We start from the raw sequence: 18,182 nt of genomic DNA on the forward strand, positions 1-18,182 counted from the left end.
CACCCGGTGCAGCGCGGTTGTCGGTGAAGCGTGCGGGGTCAGCGCCGCAGCCGGTGCATCGACACGTAGCCGAGTTCTTCACCCAGCCACTGGCGCGAGGCGAGGATGTCGCCGTTCCCGTCCACCACGAAGTAGTTGACGAAGGGCGTGCCGTCGGCGCTCTCGCAGGCGGCGATGACCTCGCGGGCGGTGCCCTGCACAAGCCCCATCGAGACATCGACCGGCTTGTCGGGCTCGACGCCGCAACGGTAGGTGACGGTGCGGGTCACGTCCTCGGCGGTGAGGAAGCGCTGGATGTAGGTCGCCTGCCCGGTGCGCGAGCCGCGCACGAGGTCACGGACGCCGCCGGCATCGGTCGACATCAGGTCTCCGCCGAAGCCGCGTGTGCCGACGATCACGCCGTTGCGCATGATCACCGCCTGGCGCCCGGCGTTGGCGTAGGTGTCGTAGCCGTTGTTCTGCTCGATCCGCACCAGCAGCGTCTGCGACTGGCGCTCGGGGATATTGAGGAACACCGTCGGCAGGTCGGTCGACGTCAGGGTCTGGACGATCTGCTCCTGCGTCACCGGCGTCGGTTCCCCGGCGCCGCCGAAGATGACGTCATAGCTGGCGGCGAAGGGGTTGTTGTAATACGGATCGTTGCTGCAGGCGGCGACCGCCGCCACCAGGCCAAGCGCCCCTGCGAGCTTCGGGATCATGCGGAATTTCATCGCCAGAACCTTCCCCAAGTGTTGGCCACGTCCGGTTCGTGCCATGTCCGGACCTGTTCGTAGAGACGGTTCGAGACATTCAGGCGCGCGCCGCCGTCCCGCTGGATGGTGCGGATCGTTTCGGTCTGGGTCTTCCGCGAGGGCGTGCCGAGGCCGATCGACAGCGGGATGGTCAGGGTGATGCCCTTGTCGAAGGAGCCTTCGCCGAAGTCGTCGCCCGACACGTCGGTGAGGGTCGCGAAGGCCCCGACGCGCCAGCCGTTGGTGAACTGGCGCTCGACCGTGACGGTGGCGCCGTAGTCGCCCGCGAGGTAGCGGCCCATGTCGACCTGACCGTGGAAGCCGTTGCCGAAGGCGTAATAGGCCGAGACATGGCCGTTCACGTCGGGGATGTCGCGCTCGACGCCGGACACCGGGTCGACGGTGGTGTTGCTCAGCAGCCCGAGCATGCCGTCGTAGTCGCGGCGGCGGACGTAGTTCAGCTCGGCCCCCAGCGCGAAGCGGCTGTCCACCGGCTTCCACAGAAGTTCGCCCGAGACACCGGCATACATCTGCTCGAGATAGCCCATGCTCAGGCGGCCGTAGAGATCAGGACCGGGGCGCGCGTAGAGATCGAGCGTCAGCCGGTCGATCTGCGGATCGCCCTCGCGCGCGTAGTAGCTGTAGTTGGTGCGCACCCGCGGCAGCTTGGATTCGTCGATCCGGGTGATGGTGTCGAGGTTGCCCAGAACCTTCTTCTTGATCGAGCCGCTCAGCACCACGTTCGGCGTGACCTCAAGCTCGCCGCTGAGGCGGGCGCCGACGTCGATGCGCAGCGGGTCCTGCGGGTCGAAGGCCGAGTAGGCGTAGTAGGGCGTCAGCGACCAGGTGAACTTGGGATATTGCGACATGTCCACGGCCGGGGCGCGGCCGAAGGCGTCGGTGATCGTGGTCCGGGCCAGCATCTCGACCGCGGCGTCGTTCTCGAGCGCCTCGAGATCCGAGCGCCGCATGGTGACCGCCGACATCGGCATGCCGTTCTCGGACGGGATGATGGTGAACTGCTCGACCGAGGCGGGCAGCACGCGGGTCATCACCCGCGCCGCGCGGCCGATGGCCTGCGCCGGGGCACCGTAGATCGGGTTGCGCAGCTTGAGCGTGGCGTTGCGCCCCTGCAGGTCGAAGCCCTCGACCTCGAGCTTTTCCTTCTCGAGGCTGGTGACGAGGCGCTGCGCGGTGTTGTCCTCGACCGCGGCGAGCCCGGCGGGCGTACTGGCCCAGCCGAGATCCTGGATGTCGGCGGGTTCACGCGGCTTCACCGGCACGCCGGCGCTTTCGTTGCCGCCCGGCACGCCGGTGGATTTCGGGTTCAGCGACACCGTGACCTGCGCGCCGATGGTGTTGCCATAGGCGTAGTAAAGCGACAGCTGGGTGTTGTTCTTGAGCCTGTAGTCGACGCCGAAGTTGAAGGGCGAGCCGTGGTCGAAGCCGCCGAACTCTGACTCGCGCTCGTAGTCGTCCGAGGAATATTCCAGCGTGAAATTCAGCCGGTCGTTCAGCGCGTAGCTCATGCCGGCGAAGATCGCCATGTCGCCGCGGAACCAGCGGTCCGGCGTCGGCAGGCCACCCTCGCCCAGCGTCTCGACCGGGCGGGTGCCCAGCGTGGCGACAGAGTTGTAGCTGCCGAGGCGGCCCCAGCCGAGACCGGCGGTGAGCTTGAGCTGCGGCGTCACGGTCTTGGTCGCGACGAGGTATTCGCCGCTGTAGATGCCGGTGCCGATGAAGTCCTGCAGGCCGATGGCGACGGCGGGGCGGATCTCGCCCTCGGTCAGGATCTGGTAGCGCAGGTCGAAGCTGCGGTCGTAGAACACGCCGTCGACGCTGTCGCGGTTGTCGAAGTTCTGGATGCCGCTGTAGCGGAACGTGCCGATCAGCCGCGGGGTCATCTGGAAGATCAGCGACAGCCGGTTGCTGTCATGGATCCGCCCGTAGGTCAGCGCGATGGTCGCGTCGGGCGCCACCTCGGCCGAGGGCATGTCGATCAGGCCCGGCGAGCCGTAGCTGTTGAACGACGGGAACTCCTGTGCCGAAGACGCGCCGGAGAACGCTGCAAGCATCGCGATGGATGCTAAAATCCGCGCCTGTCTCCTTGGATTCACTGGCCCCGTCCCCATTCAATCGACCCCTGACGCAATCGGTTTCCGGCACCAGAGCTAGTCGGAATCCCCGTCCCTGTCTATCGACCCTCCCGTGGCAGGTGGCGCCCTGTGGGATAAACGGCACGTCCCCGCCCATGCCGAACGCGGACATTTTGAAACGTTAAGCCGGCGGAAACGGATGCCCGGCTATCACCATCGACGGGGTGAATAACGAGGTGGTGGAAATGGCGGTCGACAGCAATGTCGCGCCGGTCATCATCAAGAGAAAGAAAGTATCGGGCGGCGACGGGCATCACGGCGGCGCCTGGAAGGTCGCCTATGCCGATTTCGTCACGGCGATGATGGCTTTCTTTCTTCTGATGTGGCTGCTCAACGCGACGACCGAGAAACAGCGCAAGGGGCTCGCGGACTACTTCAGTCCGACGATCGCGGTCAGCCGGATGTCCGGTGGCGGCGACGGCACCCTCGGCGGCGAAAGCGTCTTCACCGAGGCGGTGCTGCCGCGGGTCGGCACCGGCGCCACCAGTCTCAATCCCATGGCCCAGAACCGCGCCCGCGGCTCCTCGGATCCCGGCCAGGCCCGGGAGACCGGCAAGGCCGAAGAGGCCGGCGCGAGCGATGAAGACCTCAAGGCGCTCGAGGACCTGCTCATGGGACGCGGCGGCGAGACCATGATCGACGACAACCTCATGCGCCACATCGCGACGCGGGTGACCGACGAAGGCCTCGTGGTCGAACTCTTCGAGACCGAGGACGCGCGCCTCTTCGACGAGACCGGGGCGCCGATGCCGCTCCTGCGGGATCTCGCGGGGGTCATTGCGCGGGTCTCGCGGCTGGTGACCAACCCGCTCGCGGTCGAGGGCCACACCACGGCCTTTCCCATCGTGCTCGCGCGCGATCCCTCGTGGGACGTGTCGACGCGGCGGGCGGACGATTTCCGGCAGCTCCTGCTCGCCGGCGGGCTCGACCGCAAGCGCATCGACCGGGTGACCGCCCATGCCGACCGCGAGCCGTCTCAGAGCAACCCCATGGATGCGCGCAACAACCGGCTCGAGGTCATCTTCCTGCGCAAGGGGTGAAAACGCGGGCCGGTTATGGCTCGCATTTTACCTGTTAGCGCGGCGTTAAGGCCACGCCCGTAACTGTTGTCGCGAGTAATCAGATCGAGACAGCAGAAAGGCGTGTCCCATGACCATCTCTTCGTCGCTCAATGCCGGGGTTTCGGGGCTTTCCGGAAACGCAAGCCGGCTTGCCGCGATCTCCGACAACATCGCCAACTCCTCGACCTACGGCTATCGCCGGGTCGAGACGGATTTCACCGCACTGGTGATGTCGAGCGGAACCAGAACCTACACCGCCGGGGGCACCTCGGTCGACAACCTGCGTCTGGTCGACCAGGGCGGCGCGCTGGTCTCGACCAGCAACGCCACCGACCTCGCCATCGACGGCATCGGCATGCTGCCGGTGGTCGCGGTCTCGCAATACGAGGCGACCGGAGAGCCTGAGCTGCTGCTGACCTCGACGGGCTCCTTCCGCATCGACGAGAACGGTTACCTGGCAAGCGAGTCCGGCTACTACCTGATGGGCTGGCCTGCGAACCTCGACGGGACGATCCCCAACTATCCGCGCGACACGATCAACGGGCTTGAGCCCATCCAGTTCAGCTTGAGCCTCACCGGTGACCCGACCACCTCGGTCGACATGGCGCTCAACCTTCCGGCCACCGCGACACAGGCCGGCGCCTCGGGCGAGACCGAGTATCTCGAGATCGAGTATTTCGACAACGTCGGCATCTCGCAGAGCGTCTCGATCACCTTCACGCCCACGGTGCCCGCCACCGGCATGTCCAACGAATGGACCATGGTGATGACGGACTCCGCACAGGCGGGCGCGGTGATCGGCGAGTACACCATCACCTTCGACAACACGAGCGGCAGCGGTGGCACCATCCTGTCGGTCGCCGACATCACCGGCGGCGTCTATGACGGCGCGACCGGTCTCTTCACCGTCAACGTGTCCGGCGGCCCCATCGAGTTCCACATCGGCGCGGTTGGCGAGACCGGCGGCCTCTCGCAGCTTGGCGACGGCTTCGCGCCCATCTCGATCAGCAAGGACGGCTCCTCGGTCGGCAACATGGTCTCGGTCGAGGTCGACGAGAACGGTTATGTCAGCGCGCTCTACGACAGCGGCCAGAGCCAGGTGCTCTACCAGATCCCGCTCGCCGACCTGCCGAACTACAACGGCATGATCGCGGTGGACGGCTCGACTTTCCGGCCCTCGCCCGAGAGCGGCTCGTTCTTCCTGTGGGACGCGGGCGACGGTCCGACCGGCAGCGTCAAATCTTACGCCCGGCAGGAGTCCGCCACGGACATCGCGCGTGAGCTGACTGACATGATCCGCACCCAGCGCGCCTATTCGTCCAACGCGAAGGTGATCCAGACCGTGGCATTGTCCTTTGCGGTCGCAACCGACTTGCCGGTCGAGATCTCGCCCTGGGTCATGGCGAGGTTGTTGTTGATGGATTTGAGGGTCTGCAGCGCCACCATGGCGCCGTTGTTCGTCAGGATGCTAGACATTGATATGTGTCCTTACAGTCGCGCCGCGCTTTACGCGGCTTTTGTGTTGTGCCGGAACCGGCTTCCTGAACGTCTTTCTGACGAGAGCAGACCGGGCGTCACGCCCGCCGCGCCATCCAATCGGATGCGAGGCCACCTTGCCTCGGGAATCCTAACGGTGCGCTAAGGCGCCTCGGTGAGTTGCACGCGATTTGCCTCGAATCCGTTCAAGCGCGGCGCTCCAGCCGACTGTCTTGTTCGGCGCTGATGGTCTCCCTGCGCCCCTGTGCATCATAGACATCCATGGATTTCCGGATCTGGCGCAGCACCCCCAACCTTTCCGCGACATTGCGAATCCCGGCGAGCGTCTGATCGAACAGTTCCTGGTTGCGGCGCAGCTTCAGGCGCAGAGGGCGAATCGCGTCACTGTTGTCGGGCGGGCTTTCGGCCAGCCGGTCGATCAGGGCGATCTTCTCCTCCATGATCGGGCCGATGTCGTCCAGCGCGCCGTCAAGCAAGGCGCGGCGTTCGCGGTCGAGCAGCGCCTCGAGCGCCTCGAGTGTGGCGGGGGCCATCTCAGTCATGCAGTCGCTCCTTTATAGCGTGATAGATCGATTCGGCGAGCCCGATGCCGCCTTGCTCCGCCAGGACCCGCGCGTGCTCAGTGCGCAGGAAAGAGCTGAATTGTTCCTCGCCGATGCCCCCACCGAAGCCCGCCGGACTCTCGCCAAGCCGCGCTGCCTTCAGCATTTCGTTCAGGAATGTGGCTTCCAGCTCGACGGCCGCTTTGCGCAGCGCGTCCGGAGGCTTGGCCGGGCCAGTACCGGTGATTTCCATCAGGTGGCTCCAATTGGACTCAACTGAGCCCATTCAATCGCGTGACGGTAAAGAACCGGTAAGGATGTGCACGATATGTTCCCGGGAACGGAAGAATTCCCGGAGTGACCATGCTGAGCCAACTCACAGGCTTTCTGAGCCACGCGCTTGTCGCGAAGGACAAGGAGAACGGTGCCGCCGAGCGCGGCTGCGAGATGCCCTTCGACGAGGTCTTTCGAAGCGTCCGCAATGAGTCGCGCTCCTCGGGCGATGACAGTTTGCCTGAGGCCGATGCTGAGCCGCGGCTTGAAGAGGTATCTGCCTCAGATCCTTCTTCCGCGGAGGCTATAGAGGTCGGGCGGAATGAGGCGTTCGCTGAAGAGGAGGATGTCGAAGATCTGCCTGGTTTGCCCGACCACGATGACAGTCAGGAAGCGCAAAGTGGCGCGACATTTCCAGGGAAGCAGGATGGTCCGGCACATCGGGACGGCGAACTGGGTGCCGGACTTGTCGCCAAGCACGACAATGCATTGACCATGTTCACAACCAGACGTTCGATAGCCCCAACTAACGCAGTCGCAACGGAGGTTTCGGCCCGTGGCGCGGCGGCCTCGATGGGGGGTGTACAGCCCGCGCATGTGGCCGCCCCTATCTCCGCGGACGTGCCGCATATCCAAAGGATAGAACGCAGCACCAGGTCGGAGCAGGCGGACACGCCTCGAATGCCCTCGTACCTTCAAGGCCAGGAGCTGGCAGGCAAAGACAGAGACCCATTCGCCGTCGCGCGACCAGGCCCTGCGCCGCAAGCCGATTCAGCACCTCAGAAAACCAGAGCTGAATTTCGATCAGTCGCGTCCGGCACGCTTGTCCGCTCCAAAGCGGAAAAACCGTCAGAAAATGAAGCGTCTATGCCGACCGGTCGAACGCAAGACCAGGAGTCTCCTTCAGCGTCACGCTTGGCCGAAACCCACCCACAGAAAAGTGTCAGTGGCGGCGAACCTCGAAGAATGAGGCTTGCACATCAAAGGGTTGATAGACCAAGCACTTCGTTTCAGGTTCCTTCCACCTCACGGAACCAAGTCGACATCTTCGAACCCAAGAGCGCGGTGCGCACTGTGATCCTGGGTGACGTGGAAGGGACCGGAACGAATGTCGCCATGCCATACCCGCGCGGGGAGCTCACGACCGAACCTCCGGCGAGTCGCTTGGAAACGAACTTGCGTTCGGGTTTAGACGTGTCCCTGGCAAGACCAGGACACACCGCAGTCCGGGCACGTGGCGAAGTGCGCTTTTCGGCCGAGACTAGCCAAGTGCGTGACGGCAGAATTTCTTATGGGAGCCGGCTTGATGTTCCCATGCCGGCGCATGGCACTATCGAAGGCATCCCTGACACAGAGGTCTCGGCAACTCCTTCTGTCGATGGTGACGCCCCGAAAGCAAGACGGAACACAGAAAACGGCGCTCAATCAAAAACACTCGCAATGCCCTCTGTTTCGGCGGAAGCAGCTGGTCTCGCTGCAGATCGAACATCCAAGGAAGTTGGTGAGCAAGTTGAGGTCGCGTTCGGACTGCGCTCATCGGCACGCCGTCCAGCATCCCTTAGTGACTTGGGACATATCCACCCATCATCGCGTACCCCACAGTTTGAGCCAACGCCCGAACCAGCAAGGGCGCAGATCCTGTTCACAGGCGCTGCCCGCGAAGCAATGGCCCATCTGCCAGACACAAATAGCGCCGAACCTATCGCCGCCGAAACCCTAAGGAGCGCAAACAATTCCGGGCAGCAGCATGAGCCTTCCGCTGAAGTCGGCCATGTGGTCTCCGGAGAGGTGTCCGCTACGCGAAGCACGGTCCAAGGCCGTTCAGAAGCCAACAAAGACAATATCTTCGGAAAGCCGCCTGAGGGGAAGATGGCGACGGCGGAGGCCGGCGAAGATGCACCGAGCCTGGATCCAATCGGGAAGCTTGTACCACCTGAGACGCGACGGCTGCCAGACCCTCAACTGGCGAAGAGCCTCCCCTTTTCGGAAAATTCTCGTGAAAAAACCGTCCAGGTTCCGGGCGCTGGACAGGTACGATCCATAGACACCATCTCAGACTCGACCTCTGAAGCGGCCCCGGAAACTGGTGCGGAGACACTCGCACACGGCATCGTCGGTGGTCGCATCGACAAGCGCGAGACCACACAAGTGCCAGCGCTTGTGTGGCAACGCTCATCGCTGGGCACCGCAGCACCACAAGCGTTGGGCCATCCTCGCGCGTATTCCGATGAGACTGTCCGGTTTTTCCGCCACCGGCCGGAGCAGACCACCGCGCGTTTAAGCGGCGCAAAGTTGCAGAGCCCCACGCCAGAGCCCGTGACGCAAACGCAAAGGCTACGCCGCGTAGAAAGCGGGATGCTGCGCGAGAATATGGACGAGGGGACCTCACCCCAGCAGATTGGGGGCAAGATTGTCTCCGCACAAGGTTTTCCGATCCGCTCGGATCTGCTTTCGCAGCGAACCCAGCCTACAGGATCAGTGCTCTCGCCTGTTTTGGATGACGGCGACCCCGAGCCGCTCGAGGCCGGCCTCGGTATGTTGTCGGGCGAGGCGCGTGCGTCCGGTTCGGCCTCGCAGGCTCCTGCCGGCACTGCGTTTCACCGCACGGAAACCGCAACTTCGGTGCTGAGGCAGGTGATTGAGGGGGTCACGACCGCCCCCGACGCTGCCAATGATGTCATCGAGCTGCAACTCCGGCCGGAGGAACTTGGCCATTTGCGCTTCCGGATGATTCACGGAGAGCATGGGCTTCTGCTCAACATTTCGGCCGATCGACCGGAGACGCTCGACCTTCTGCGCCGTCATGTGGACCAATTGGCCCGGAGTCTATCGGACCTTGGTTACGGGGACGCCAGCTTCAGCTTCGGCGAGGGTGGACAGAGCAATGGTCGAGGCGGTGAGGCCGGTAGAGGTATGGCGACCGATCATGCGGCGCCAATCGACAGATACCAGGACATCGAAACTCCGAGAATGACCGCACGCGGGGTTACCCCGTCCGACGGCCTCGACATCCGCATCTGAGGAGGTAACCCATGCAAACCGGATCTGTCGGGGCGGCGAACGCCTCAATCTCTTCCTCGAACACGGCGAGCACGAACAAGACTGTGCTCAGCTCCGATTTCGAGACGTTTCTCAAGATGCTCACCACGCAGATGCAGAACCAGGATCCGCTGAATCCGCTCGACACCACGGAGTACGCGACGCAGCTCGCGACCTTCTCCTCGGTCGAGCAGCAGGTGCTGACCAACGACCTGCTCAAGGAACTGACCGGCGTCATCGGCGGCAACCAGTTCCAGCATCTTGCCGGCTGGATCGGGAAACAGGCGCTTTCAGACGCGCCGGTCTTCTACGGTGGGGCGCCGATCGTGTTGCGGCCGGAGTATGCAAGCGGCGCGGATGGAGCGCGGCTGGTCGTGCGGAACTCCGGCGGGTCGGAGGTGCAGACCCTGACCCTCGATATGTCTGATCCGGTGATCGCCTGGGTCGGCGTGGACGACCTCGGCGATCCCCTTCCCTCTGGTGTCTACAGCTTCCAGATCGAAAGCCTCTCGGGCAGCGGGGTGATCGGGAGATCCGACGCGCAGGTGTATAACCCGATCATCGAGGTGCGGCAGCAGAACGGTGAGGTGATGCTGACCCTCTCCGATGGGAGCGAGATCCGTGCCTCGGATGTGACCGCGCTGCGATCGGGCATCGCATGACGCAAGCGACGCAGCGGCAGACCGGACGCGACCCTGCGTACCTTTGCGCGACGCCGCAAGCTTGGCCGAATGACGAGGGGTCAGTTCCAGTAATGCCAGCCGAAGACCAGCACCGCGCCCAGGACGGCGCCGGCAGCGCTCCAGCCGATGCGGCCTGGCCAGGGATTGCGGCGTGCAGGCGCGTCGCCTTCGGACTGGCGGATCAGCGCGGCCTCGACCAACCCTGGCAGACGCGGCCCGAAACGGCCCAGAACACGGGTCGTCAGCACCAGATCGCGCAGAACGGCGCGCGGGCCGAGCGAGGTCTTGATGTAGTCCTCGACCACGGGTCGCGCGGTATGCCAGATGTTCATGTGCGGGTTCAGGGACCGTGCCACCCCCTCGACCACCACCATGGTTCGTTGCAGCAGGATCAGCTCGGTCCGGGTCTGCATGCCGAAGCGCTCGGTGACCTCGAACAGGTAGGAGAGCAGCCGCGCCATCGAGATCCGCGTGGCGTCCATGCCGAAGATCGGCTCGCCGACGGCGCGCAGGGCACGGGCGAATTCATCGACGTCGCGGTCGGCGGGCACGTAGCCGGCCTCGAAATGTACCTCGGCGACACGCTTGTAATCGCGACGGATGAACCCGTAGAGAATCTCGGCGTAGACCCGGCGAGTATATTCGTCGATGTGTCCCATGATGCCGAAATCATACGCGATGATGTCACCGTTGGGCGCCACCTTGAGGTTGCCCTGGTGCATGTCGGCGTGGAAGAAGCCGTCGCGCAGTGCATGGTTCAGGAAAAGCTGCAGCACCCGCTCGCTCAGTTCCACGCGGTCGTGGCCGGCGGCATCCAGCGCGGCATTGTCGCCGAGCGGCTCGCCCTCGGCCCAGCTCATGGTCATCACCCGGCGGCCGGACAGGCCCCAGACCACGGCGGGCAGCTGGAAGCCTGCGTCGCCCTCGGTATTGGCAGCGTATTCGCTGGCCGCAGCGGATTCGAGCCGCAGGTCGAGTTCGCCCATCACGACGCTCTCGAAATGCTTGATCACGTCGCGTGGGCGCAGCCGCCGTGAGGCAGGCGCCAGCGTCTCGATCATGTCGGCGGCGAAGTAGAAGGCATCGATGTCGGTGCGGAAGGCACGCTCGATTCCCGGACGCAGCACCTTGACCGCGACAGTCTCACCGGTGTCGGCGCGGCGCGCCTTGTGCACCTGCGCGATGGATGCGGCGGCCACGGGCTCGCTGAATTCGGAGAAGATCTCGGGCAGCGCCACGCTGAGCTCGGACTCGATCTGTGCACGGGCCTTCTCGACACCGAAGGGCGGAAGCTTGTCCTGCAGCACCCGGAGCTGGTTCGCGAGGTCCTGCCCCACCACGTCGGGCCGGGTCGAGAGGATCTGGCCGAACTTGATGTAGGCCGGCCCCAGCGCAGACAGCGCGCGGGTGGCGGGCGGCATCGACGGATCGCCCTCGATTCCGAGCCACTTGAACGGCCAGACCAGCGTGCGGAAGGCCACGCGCACGGACTTTGGCGCGTCGAGCGCGTCGAGAACGACCCCCATGGCGCCCGTGCGTTCGAAGGTGGCGCCGGTGCGGATCAGGCGCCAGATGTTGTGCGGTCCACGCATGAATTACAGCTTCCAGCCCGAATGCAGGCAGGCGATGCCCATCGACAGGTTGCGGTACTTGGCGTTTCCGAAGCCCGCCGTCCTCACCATGCCGAGGAAGGTCTCCTGGTCGGGGAACTTGCGGATCGACTCGACGAGGTACTGGTAGCTGTCGCGGTCGCCGGCGATGGCCTGCCCCATGCGGGGGATGATGTGGAACGAGTAGAGATCGTAGATCTTCTGCATCATGTCGTTGGGAATCTGGCTGAATTCGAGCACCATCAACCGGCCGCCGGGGCGAAGCACGCGGTAGGCCTCGTTCAGCGCCTCCTGCGGGCGGGTGACGTTCCGGATGCCGAAGGAGATGGTGTAGACGTCGAAGCTGTTGTCCGGGAAGGGCAGCGCCATGGCGTCGCCCACCACCCAGTCGAGTTCGTCGGCCTTGGCGGCGGCCTCGGCGCGCTTGCGGCCCTCGACCAGCATCGGCTCGGTCAGGTCGAGCACGGTGGCGTGGCCATGGCCCGCGCGCTTGAGGAAGCGGAACGAGATGTCGCCGGTGCCGCCCGCCACGTCGAGCAGCCGCTGCCCGGGCCGCGGCGCCAGCCAGTCCATCATCGCATCCTTCCAGATGCGGTGGATGCCCATCGACATGGCGTCGTTCATCACGTCGTATTTCGACGCCACCGACCCGAAGACGCCGCGCACCCGGCCTGCCTTCTCGCTTTCGGGGATATCGGTGAAACCGAAATGCGTGGTTTTCTGGGTGTTGTCGCTCATGGGTCTTGCCGTCCTGTTGCTGCATCTCCTTATAGAGCGCGCGGCCCGCGCTGCAATGCGGCCCCGTGACAAGGAGTGAGAATGCCCGAACTGCCCGAAGTCGAAACCGTGCGCCGCGGCCTCGCCCCCGTGATGGAGGGCAACACCATCGCGAAGGCCCTGGTCAACCGTCCCGACCTGCGCTGGCCTTTCCCCGAGCGCATGGCCGAGCGCCTCACCGGGGCCCGGGTCGAGCGGCTGCGGCGGCGGTCAAAGTACATTCTGGGCGATCTCGACAGCGGCGAGACCCTGCTCATCCACCTCGGCATGACCGGGCGGATGCTGGTCTCGGGCGATGCGCTGGGGCGGTTCGTGCACGACCACCCTGCTCCGGAAAAGCACGATCACGTGGTGCTCGACCTGGCCGACGGCGCCCGCATCACCTTCAACGACCCGCGACGTTTCGGCGCGATGGACCTGATGCCCACGGCGACAGCCGAGCAGCATCCGCTGCTGGCGGCGCTGGGGCCGGAACCGCTGGGCAACGCGTTCAGCGAATCCCACCTCGTGGCGGCGCTTTCGGGGCGGACGATGCCGATCAAGTCGGCGCTGCTCGACCAGAAGATCGTCGCGGGGCTTGGCAATATCTACGTCTGCGAGGCGCTTTATCGCTGCGGGATTCATCCCGGACGTCGCGTCAGCAGACTTTCCGCGAAACGCATCGCCTCGCTCGTTCCGGTGATCCGGCAGGTTCTGGAGGAGGCCATCGCGGCGGGCGGCTCGAGCCTGCGCGATTTCCGCCAAGCCGATGGCGAGCTTGGATATTTTCAGCACAGCTTCGACGTCTACGGTCGCGAGGGCGCGCCCTGTCGAACGCCCGGATGCACGGAAACCGTCCACCGGATCGTGCAATCGGGGCGCTCGTCCTTCTACTGTCCGAGCTGCCAAAGATAGCTTGATCGGTCCGGTCAAGCTGTTAAGGCTGCGTTTTGACGCTAACGGACGGGAGCCCGAAGTCATGGCCTATGAGACGATCATCGTCGAAGTAGAGGACCACGTCGCAACCATCACCCTCAATCGCCCGGACGCCCTGAACGCCCTTAACAGCCATCTACTGTCAGAGCTGGCGCAGGCCCTCACCGAGGCGGACGCCAACGACAAGGTGCGCTGCATCATCTTGACCGGCTCGGCCAAGGCCTTTGCCGCAGGGGCCGACATCAAGGAGATGTCCGAGAAGAGCTTCGTCGACATGTTCCTCGGCGATTTCTTCCAGCCGACGGTCGATGCTGCCGCGAAGGTGCGCAAGCCGATCATCGCAGCGGTCAGCGGCTACGCGCTGGGCGGCGGCTGCGAGCTGGCGATGATGTGCGATTTCATCATCTGCGCCGACAACGCCAAGTTCGGCCAGCCCGAGATCAACCTCGGCGTGATCGCCGGCATCGGCGGCACCCAGCGCCTGACCCGCTACGTGGGCAAGTCCAAGTCGATGGACATGCACCTGACGGGCCGGTTCATGGATGCGGAAGAAGCCGAGCGCGCCGGTCTGGTGAGCCGCGTCGTCCCCGCCAAGCAGCTGATGGACGAGGTGCGCACCGCGGCGGACAAGATCGCCGAGAAGTCGATGATCGCCACCATCGCGGCCAAGCAGGCGGTCAACCGCGCCTACGAGACCACGCTGACCGAAGGTCTGCTGTTCGAGCGCCGCGTGTTCCACTCGCTCTTCGGCACCGAGGATCAGAAGGAAGGCATGGCAGCCTTCCAGGAAAAGCGCAGCGCGCAGTTCCGCGACCGCTGATCGCGCAGGCGACACTGTTTTGAGCGGCCCGCCGGATCGGCGGGCCGTTTTGCGTTTCCCGACCGGGATGTCGCGGGCCGTGAGCGGGCCCCGATCCGGCCGGGCTCAGGTCATGTCAGGATTGCAGGGCGCCGCGATGGCTGCGGATGGCCGCCTGAATGGCGCGCCAGTCGCGCGCCTGGGTGGCGTTTCCGCGCTCTTCGCTTTCGCGCACCTTCTGCGCGGCCTCGATCTCGGCTCGGTCGCCATGGGTGCGGTAGAGCGCCTGCGCGTACTCGGTGATCTGCATTGCGTCCATCTCTGACTCCTCCCTTCAGTGAGAACACGCCCGCCGTGACGGGAGCCCGACTATAGGGAACTAAAAGCGATTCTGCGACCCATGGCGCGTTTCGGGCATTTGGGCTTTGCTTTTCCGCGATTTTGCTATAGGTGCCGCCGCTACATGCGCGTGATGCCCGCTTTGGCAAGAATCGGTCCCGACACAGAGTCCGGGTCAAGGCGGTATTGCGCACTCCAGATACCATAGACCCGAGACAGACAGGACAGATCATCATGGCAAATTCGCCCCAGGCCAAAAAACGCGCCCGCCAGAACGAAAATCGGTTCGCGGTCAACAAGGCCCGCCGTTCGCGCATCCGCACCTTCCTCCGCAAAGTCGAGGAGGCCATCGCCTCCGGTGACAAGGACGCCGCAGTCGCCGCCCTGCGCGCCGCACAGCCCGAGCTGATGCGCGGCGTGACGAAGGGTGTCTTCCACAAGAACACCGCGTCGCGGAAGATCTCGCGCCTCGCATCGCGCGTCAAATCGCTCGGCTGAAAAGCCACACACTGCGAATATCTCTAAGGCGAAAGGCACCACAACCAGTGGTGCCTTTTTTCGTTCCTTCACCCATTAATTGATCAAAGAGATTCTTTTTCGGTAAACTCCGGAGTCAAGTTTGAAGATCGGTTGCCGCTGTTCACGCCGAGTTGCTAATTTCAACAGGCGAGTCACATTGCTTGGGGGGACAGGCAAGCGGATCAGCGCCACGCATTCCAGTGGCGTTTGAAGCCGCGTCTTCGGCAGTCTGCTGTCACAGCTGTCGGAACAGGGCGCAAGCCCTGCCAGTCCGAACATATACAAAGCGCGGAAAGCGCCAGCCAGGCCACCTTTGCACAGGGGAGCAAGGGCGGTAGCGGCGTTGTTTCCGGTCAGGGGTGCGTGTCACCCCAGCCCATGCTTCCACGGCATGGGGCAGCCGAGTATTGTCAAGCGACGTGCTTCGCGGGGCGCCACGCGCAGGGCGCCCCGGGACGACGAGTCGAGCACATGGCAAGAAGCTTTCGGAGCGGGGACAGAATGACGAAGGAACAATGGGGCGCGTTGCAGGACCAGTTGAGCAGCACGATCGGGGAGAACAACTACAAGACCTGGATCCAGCCAATCGAATTCCACTGCATCGAGCCCGGTGGCATCGCGGTCTTCAATGTCCCGACGAACTTCATCGGCACCTACGTGTCGCAGAATTTCGGCGAGCTGCTGCTGGCCAAGCTGGCATCGATGGATTCAGAGATCAGGCGCCTGAAGTTCCAGGTGGCGAACGTCGATACGCGACCGTCGCAGCAGCCGCGCCCGGCTCCGGCCGCGGGCTCCGCCGCGTCCACGCAGACGGCGACCGCGACCTCGGGGGACGTGCTTCCGGGGGCTCCGCTCGACGCCCGCTTCACCTTTGACAGCTTCATCGTCGGCAAGCCGAACGAGCTGGCCCATGCTGCGGCCAAGCGCGTGGCCGAGGGCGGCCAGGTGACCTTCAACCCGCTCTTCCTCTACGGCGGCGTCGGCCTCGGCAAGACGCACCTGATGCATGCGATCGCATGGGACCTGCGCAACCACCGTCCCGACCTGAACGTGCTCTACCTCTCCGCCGAACAGTTCATGTACCGCTTCGTCCAGGCCCTGCGCGAACGTCGCATGATGGACTTCAAGGAGCTGTTCCGTTCGGTCGACGTGCTCATGGTGGACGATGTGCAGTTCATCGCCGGCAAGGATTCCACCCAGGAAGAGTTCTTTCACACGTTCAACGCGCTGGTGGACCAGAACAAGCAGATCATCATCTCGGCCGACCGTGCCCCCGACGAGATCAAGGACCTCGAGAACCGCATCCGCTCGCGGCTCCAGTCCGGTCTGGTCGTCGACCTGCACCCGACCGACTACGAACTGCGCCTTGGCATCCTCCAGTCCAAGGTTCAGAACTACCGCCTGCAATACCCGTCGCTGCAACTCGACGACGGCATTCTCGAATTCCTCGCGCATCGCATCTCGACCAACGTCCGGGTGCTCGAGGGCGCGCTGACCCGCCTCTTCGCCTTCGCGTCTCTTGTCGGCCAGCCGATCACCATGGAGCTGACGCAGGATTGTCTCGCCGACGTGCTGCGCGCCTCGGACCGCAAGATCTCGATCGAGGAGATCCAGCGCAAGGTGGCCGAGCATTACAACATCCGTCTCTCGGATCTCATCGGCCCGAAGCGGGTGCGCAACTTCGCGCGTCCGCGGCAGGTGGCCATGTACCTGTGCAAGCAGCTCACCGCCCGCTCGCTGCCCGAGATCGGCCGCCGCTTCGGCGGGCGCGACCACACCACCGTGATGCACGGCGTCAAGCGCATCGAGGAACTGCGCACGCAGGACAGCCAGATCGCCGACGACGTCGAGCTGCTGCGCCGCGCGCTCGAAGCCTGAGTCCCTGTCACAACACATCGAGCCGGGGCCGCGAAACCGTGGCCCCGCGGCCTTGACGGCACATTGAAACCATCGGATCAATCGCAGAAACAACGCTTGGAGCGGCTAGCGCATGGCGCTAGGCTGCATCTCCGGCATCGCGGAGGGTGAGGGATGAAAGTCAGTATCGAACGCGCGACACTGCTCAAGGCAGTGAGTCAGGCGCAATCCGTGGTGGAACGGCGCAATACCATTCCGATCCTCGCCAACGTCCTGATCGAGGCCGAGGGCAACACGGTGACCTTCCGTGCCACCGATCTCGACATCGAGGTCCTGGACAAGGCGCCGGCGCAGGTCGAGCGGGCAGGGGCCACGACCGTGTCGGCGGTGACGCTGCACGAGATTGTCCGCAAACTGCCCGACGGGGCGCTGGTGCAACTGTCCGAGGACGGTGGCGCCGGGCGTCTCACGGTGACCGCGGGCCGGTCGAACTTCAACCTCGCCACCCTGCCTAAGGAGGACTTCCCGGTCATGGCCTCGTCGGAATACGCGACGAACTTCACCGCCAAGGCCGAGGTGCTGCGCAAGCTCTTCGACAAGTCGAAATTCGCCATCTCCACCGAAGAAACCCGCTACTACCTGAACGGCGTCTACATGCACATCGCCGACAGCGAAGAGGGCCGGGTGCTGCGCTGCGTCGCCACCGACGGCCACCGCCTCGCGCGCATCGACGCGCCGCTGCCGTCGGGCGCCGAGGCCATGCCGGGCGTGATCGTGCCGCGCAAGACCGTGGGCGAGCTGCGCAAGCTGCTCGACGAGGACGAGATGGACATCGCGGTGTCGGTTTCCGAGACCAAGGTGCGTTTCGCCACGCCCGACATTACCCTGACCTCCAAGGTCATCGACGGCACCTTCCCCGACTATTCCCGCGTGATCCCCACCGGCAACACCCGCCGGCTCGAGGTCGATGCGAGCGAGTTCGCCAAGGCGGTGGACCGGGTCGCGACCGTCTCGTCCGAGCGGTCGCGCGCGGTGAAGCTGCAGCTTGACGAGGACCGGCTGGTGCTCTCGGTGAACGCGCCCGACAGCGGCGCCGCCGAGGAAGAGCTGGCGGTGGCCTATGGCGACGACCCGCTCGAGATCGGCTTCAACGCGAAGTACCTGCTCGAGATCGCGAGCCAGGTGGATCGCGAGAACGCGGTGTTCATGTTCAACTCGTCCGGCGACCCGACCCTGATGCGCGAGGGCAGCGACACCAGCGCGGTCTATGTCGTGATGCCGATGCGGGTGTGAGTCGGGGCACCGCGTCCCCGAAGCCTCGCACCGCTTGCGAGCCATCCGTCACGTATCCGGACAAGACCGAGGGACAGGCACCGCGCCTGTC

Annotated in this window: 15 protein-coding genes and 2 pseudogenes; 9 read left to right on the forward strand and 8 right to left on the reverse strand. The window is 64.6% G+C overall.

The window, feature by feature from the left end:
* Positions 1–38: 38 nt before the first annotated feature.
* The gene (locus BLQ77_RS05465; protein ID WP_242661632.1) at positions 39–698 is read right to left on the reverse strand and encodes a YjbF family lipoprotein; all 660 of its coding nucleotides are present in this window, start codon (positions 696–698) and stop codon (positions 39–41) included.
* 8 nt (positions 699–706) lie between these two features.
* Entirely contained in the window at positions 707–2,806 is a 2,100-nt protein-coding gene (locus BLQ77_RS05470) for a YjbH domain-containing protein (RefSeq protein ID WP_089956404.1), read from the reverse strand.
* A 266-nt stretch (positions 2,807–3,072) separates the two neighbouring features.
* Between BLQ77_RS05470 and BLQ77_RS05475 the strand changes: the two genes are divergently transcribed.
* Complete coding sequence (locus BLQ77_RS05475) at positions 3,073–3,927, forward strand: flagellar motor protein MotB (RefSeq protein ID WP_089956839.1); 855 nt, start codon at positions 3,073–3,075, stop codon at positions 3,925–3,927.
* Between the two features lie 109 nt (positions 3,928–4,036).
* A pseudogene (locus BLQ77_RS05480) lies at positions 4,037–5,293 on the forward strand (flagellar hook protein FlgE); the annotation flags it as partial.
* Here BLQ77_RS05480 and BLQ77_RS29245 read toward each other — a convergent pair.
* The 3 genes and pseudogenes from BLQ77_RS29245 to BLQ77_RS05490 all read right to left on the reverse strand — a co-directional run.
* Positions 5,284–5,424 (reverse strand): annotated as a pseudogene (locus BLQ77_RS29245) (flagellin N-terminal helical domain-containing protein); the annotation flags it as partial. The pseudogenes BLQ77_RS05480 and BLQ77_RS29245 overlap by 10 nt on opposite strands.
* Before the next feature lie 206 nt (positions 5,425–5,630).
* Positions 5,631–5,987: a flagellar protein FlgN gene (locus BLQ77_RS05485; RefSeq protein ID WP_242661633.1), complete on the reverse strand. Its 357-nt coding sequence runs from the start codon at positions 5,985–5,987 to the stop codon at positions 5,631–5,633.
* A complete protein-coding gene (locus BLQ77_RS05490; protein WP_089956413.1) occupies positions 5,980–6,240 on the reverse strand; it encodes a rod-binding protein in 261 nt (86 codons plus the stop codon). The genes BLQ77_RS05485 and BLQ77_RS05490 overlap by 8 nt, the downstream gene beginning before the upstream one ends.
* 110 nt (positions 6,241–6,350) lie before the next feature.
* Here BLQ77_RS05490 and BLQ77_RS05495 point away from each other — a divergent pair, with 110 nt between their 5' ends.
* A complete protein-coding gene (locus tag BLQ77_RS05495) occupies positions 6,351–9,281 on the forward strand; it encodes a flagellar hook-length control protein FliK (RefSeq protein ID WP_131821989.1) in 2,931 nt (976 codons plus the stop codon).
* Between the two features lie 11 nt (positions 9,282–9,292).
* A complete protein-coding gene (locus tag BLQ77_RS05500) occupies positions 9,293–9,961 on the forward strand; it encodes a flagellar hook capping FlgD N-terminal domain-containing protein (protein WP_089956422.1) in 669 nt (222 codons plus the stop codon).
* An 80-nt stretch (positions 9,962–10,041) separates the two neighbouring features.
* Here BLQ77_RS05500 and ubiB read toward each other — a convergent pair whose 3' ends face one another.
* Positions 10,042–11,574, reverse strand: coding sequence for a 2-polyprenylphenol 6-hydroxylase (gene ubiB / locus BLQ77_RS05505; RefSeq protein WP_089956426.1), 1,533 nt, complete (start codon positions 11,572–11,574; stop codon positions 10,042–10,044).
* 3 nt (positions 11,575–11,577) lie between these two features.
* Positions 11,578–12,330, reverse strand: a complete 753-nt coding sequence (gene ubiE / locus BLQ77_RS05510) for a bifunctional demethylmenaquinone methyltransferase/2-methoxy-6-polyprenyl-1,4-benzoquinol methylase UbiE (protein ID WP_089956430.1) — start codon at positions 12,328–12,330, stop codon at positions 11,578–11,580.
* A gap of 81 nt (positions 12,331–12,411) precedes the next feature.
* Between ubiE and mutM the strand changes: the two genes are divergently transcribed.
* Together mutM and BLQ77_RS05520 are read left to right on the forward strand one after the other, a co-directional pair.
* Positions 12,412–13,263, forward strand: a complete 852-nt coding sequence (mutM, locus tag BLQ77_RS05515; protein WP_089956434.1) for a bifunctional DNA-formamidopyrimidine glycosylase/DNA-(apurinic or apyrimidinic site) lyase — start codon at positions 12,412–12,414, stop codon at positions 13,261–13,263.
* 64 nt (positions 13,264–13,327) lie between these two features.
* A complete protein-coding gene (locus tag BLQ77_RS05520; protein WP_008886852.1) occupies positions 13,328–14,104 on the forward strand; it encodes an enoyl-CoA hydratase in 777 nt (258 codons plus the stop codon).
* A gap of 115 nt (positions 14,105–14,219) precedes the next feature.
* Here BLQ77_RS05520 and BLQ77_RS05525 read toward each other — a convergent pair whose 3' ends face one another.
* Positions 14,220–14,402 carry a hypothetical protein gene (locus BLQ77_RS05525; protein ID WP_008886447.1) on the reverse strand — a complete coding sequence of 61 codons (183 nt, stop codon included), beginning with the start codon at positions 14,400–14,402 and terminating at the stop codon, positions 14,220–14,222.
* A gap of 254 nt (positions 14,403–14,656) precedes the next feature.
* On the opposite strand from BLQ77_RS05525, the gene rpsT reads away from it, so the two are divergent.
* From rpsT to dnaN, 3 genes are all read left to right on the forward strand, one after another.
* Complete coding sequence (gene rpsT, locus BLQ77_RS05530; RefSeq protein WP_008887011.1) at positions 14,657–14,920, forward strand: 30S ribosomal protein S20; 264 nt, start codon at positions 14,657–14,659, stop codon at positions 14,918–14,920.
* A 522-nt stretch (positions 14,921–15,442) separates the two neighbouring features.
* The gene (gene dnaA / locus BLQ77_RS05535; protein WP_089956437.1) at positions 15,443–16,819 is read left to right on the forward strand and encodes a chromosomal replication initiator protein DnaA; all 1,377 of its coding nucleotides are present in this window, start codon (positions 15,443–15,445) and stop codon (positions 16,817–16,819) included.
* A gap of 153 nt (positions 16,820–16,972) precedes the next feature.
* Positions 16,973–18,091, forward strand: a complete 1,119-nt coding sequence (gene dnaN, locus BLQ77_RS05540) for a DNA polymerase III subunit beta (protein WP_008886527.1) — start codon at positions 16,973–16,975, stop codon at positions 18,089–18,091.
* The last annotated feature ends 91 nt before the right edge of the window (positions 18,092–18,182 follow it).

Origin of the sequence: Salipiger thiooxidans (assembly GCF_900102075.1) — a bacterium.
Classification (GTDB): Bacteria; Pseudomonadota; Alphaproteobacteria; order Rhodobacterales; family Rhodobacteraceae; genus Salipiger; species Salipiger thiooxidans.

What these genes read in the sequence shown, in the direction of transcription:
- BLQ77_RS05465 (WP_242661632.1), bottom strand. Translation starts at nt 698, where the DNA reads ATGATCCCGAAGCTCGCAGGGGCGCTTGGCCTGGTGGCGGCGGTCGCC.
- BLQ77_RS05470 (WP_089956404.1), bottom strand. Translation starts at nt 2,806, where the DNA reads ATGCTTGCAGCGTTCTCCGGCGCGTCTTCGGCACAGGAGTTCCCGTCG.
- BLQ77_RS05500 (WP_089956422.1), top strand. Translation starts at nt 9,293, where the DNA reads ATGCAAACCGGATCTGTCGGGGCGGCGAACGCCTCAATCTCTTCCTCG.
- dnaN (WP_008886527.1), top strand. Translation starts at nt 16,973, where the DNA reads ATGAAAGTCAGTATCGAACGCGCGACACTGCTCAAGGCAGTGAGTCAG.
- rpsT (WP_008887011.1), top strand. Translation starts at nt 14,657, where the DNA reads ATGGCAAATTCGCCCCAGGCCAAAAAACGCGCCCGCCAGAACGAAAAT.
- ubiE (WP_089956430.1), bottom strand. Translation starts at nt 12,330, where the DNA reads ATGAGCGACAACACCCAGAAAACCACGCATTTCGGTTTCACCGATATC.
- BLQ77_RS05495 (WP_131821989.1), top strand. Translation starts at nt 6,351, where the DNA reads ATGCTGAGCCAACTCACAGGCTTTCTGAGCCACGCGCTTGTCGCGAAG.
- BLQ77_RS05525 (WP_008886447.1), bottom strand. Translation starts at nt 14,402, where the DNA reads ATGGACGCAATGCAGATCACCGAGTACGCGCAGGCGCTCTACCGCACC.
- mutM (WP_089956434.1), top strand. Translation starts at nt 12,412, where the DNA reads ATGCCCGAACTGCCCGAAGTCGAAACCGTGCGCCGCGGCCTCGCCCCC.
- BLQ77_RS05490 (WP_089956413.1), bottom strand. Translation starts at nt 6,240, where the DNA reads ATGGAAATCACCGGTACTGGCCCGGCCAAGCCTCCGGACGCGCTGCGC.
- BLQ77_RS05520 (WP_008886852.1), top strand. Translation starts at nt 13,328, where the DNA reads ATGGCCTATGAGACGATCATCGTCGAAGTAGAGGACCACGTCGCAACC.
- ubiB (WP_089956426.1), bottom strand. Translation starts at nt 11,574, where the DNA reads ATGCGTGGACCGCACAACATCTGGCGCCTGATCCGCACCGGCGCCACC.
- BLQ77_RS05475 (WP_089956839.1), top strand. Translation starts at nt 3,073, where the DNA reads ATGGCGGTCGACAGCAATGTCGCGCCGGTCATCATCAAGAGAAAGAAA.
- BLQ77_RS05485 (WP_242661633.1), bottom strand. Translation starts at nt 5,987, where the DNA reads ATGACTGAGATGGCCCCCGCCACACTCGAGGCGCTCGAGGCGCTGCTC.
- dnaA (WP_089956437.1), top strand. Translation starts at nt 15,443, where the DNA reads ATGACGAAGGAACAATGGGGCGCGTTGCAGGACCAGTTGAGCAGCACG.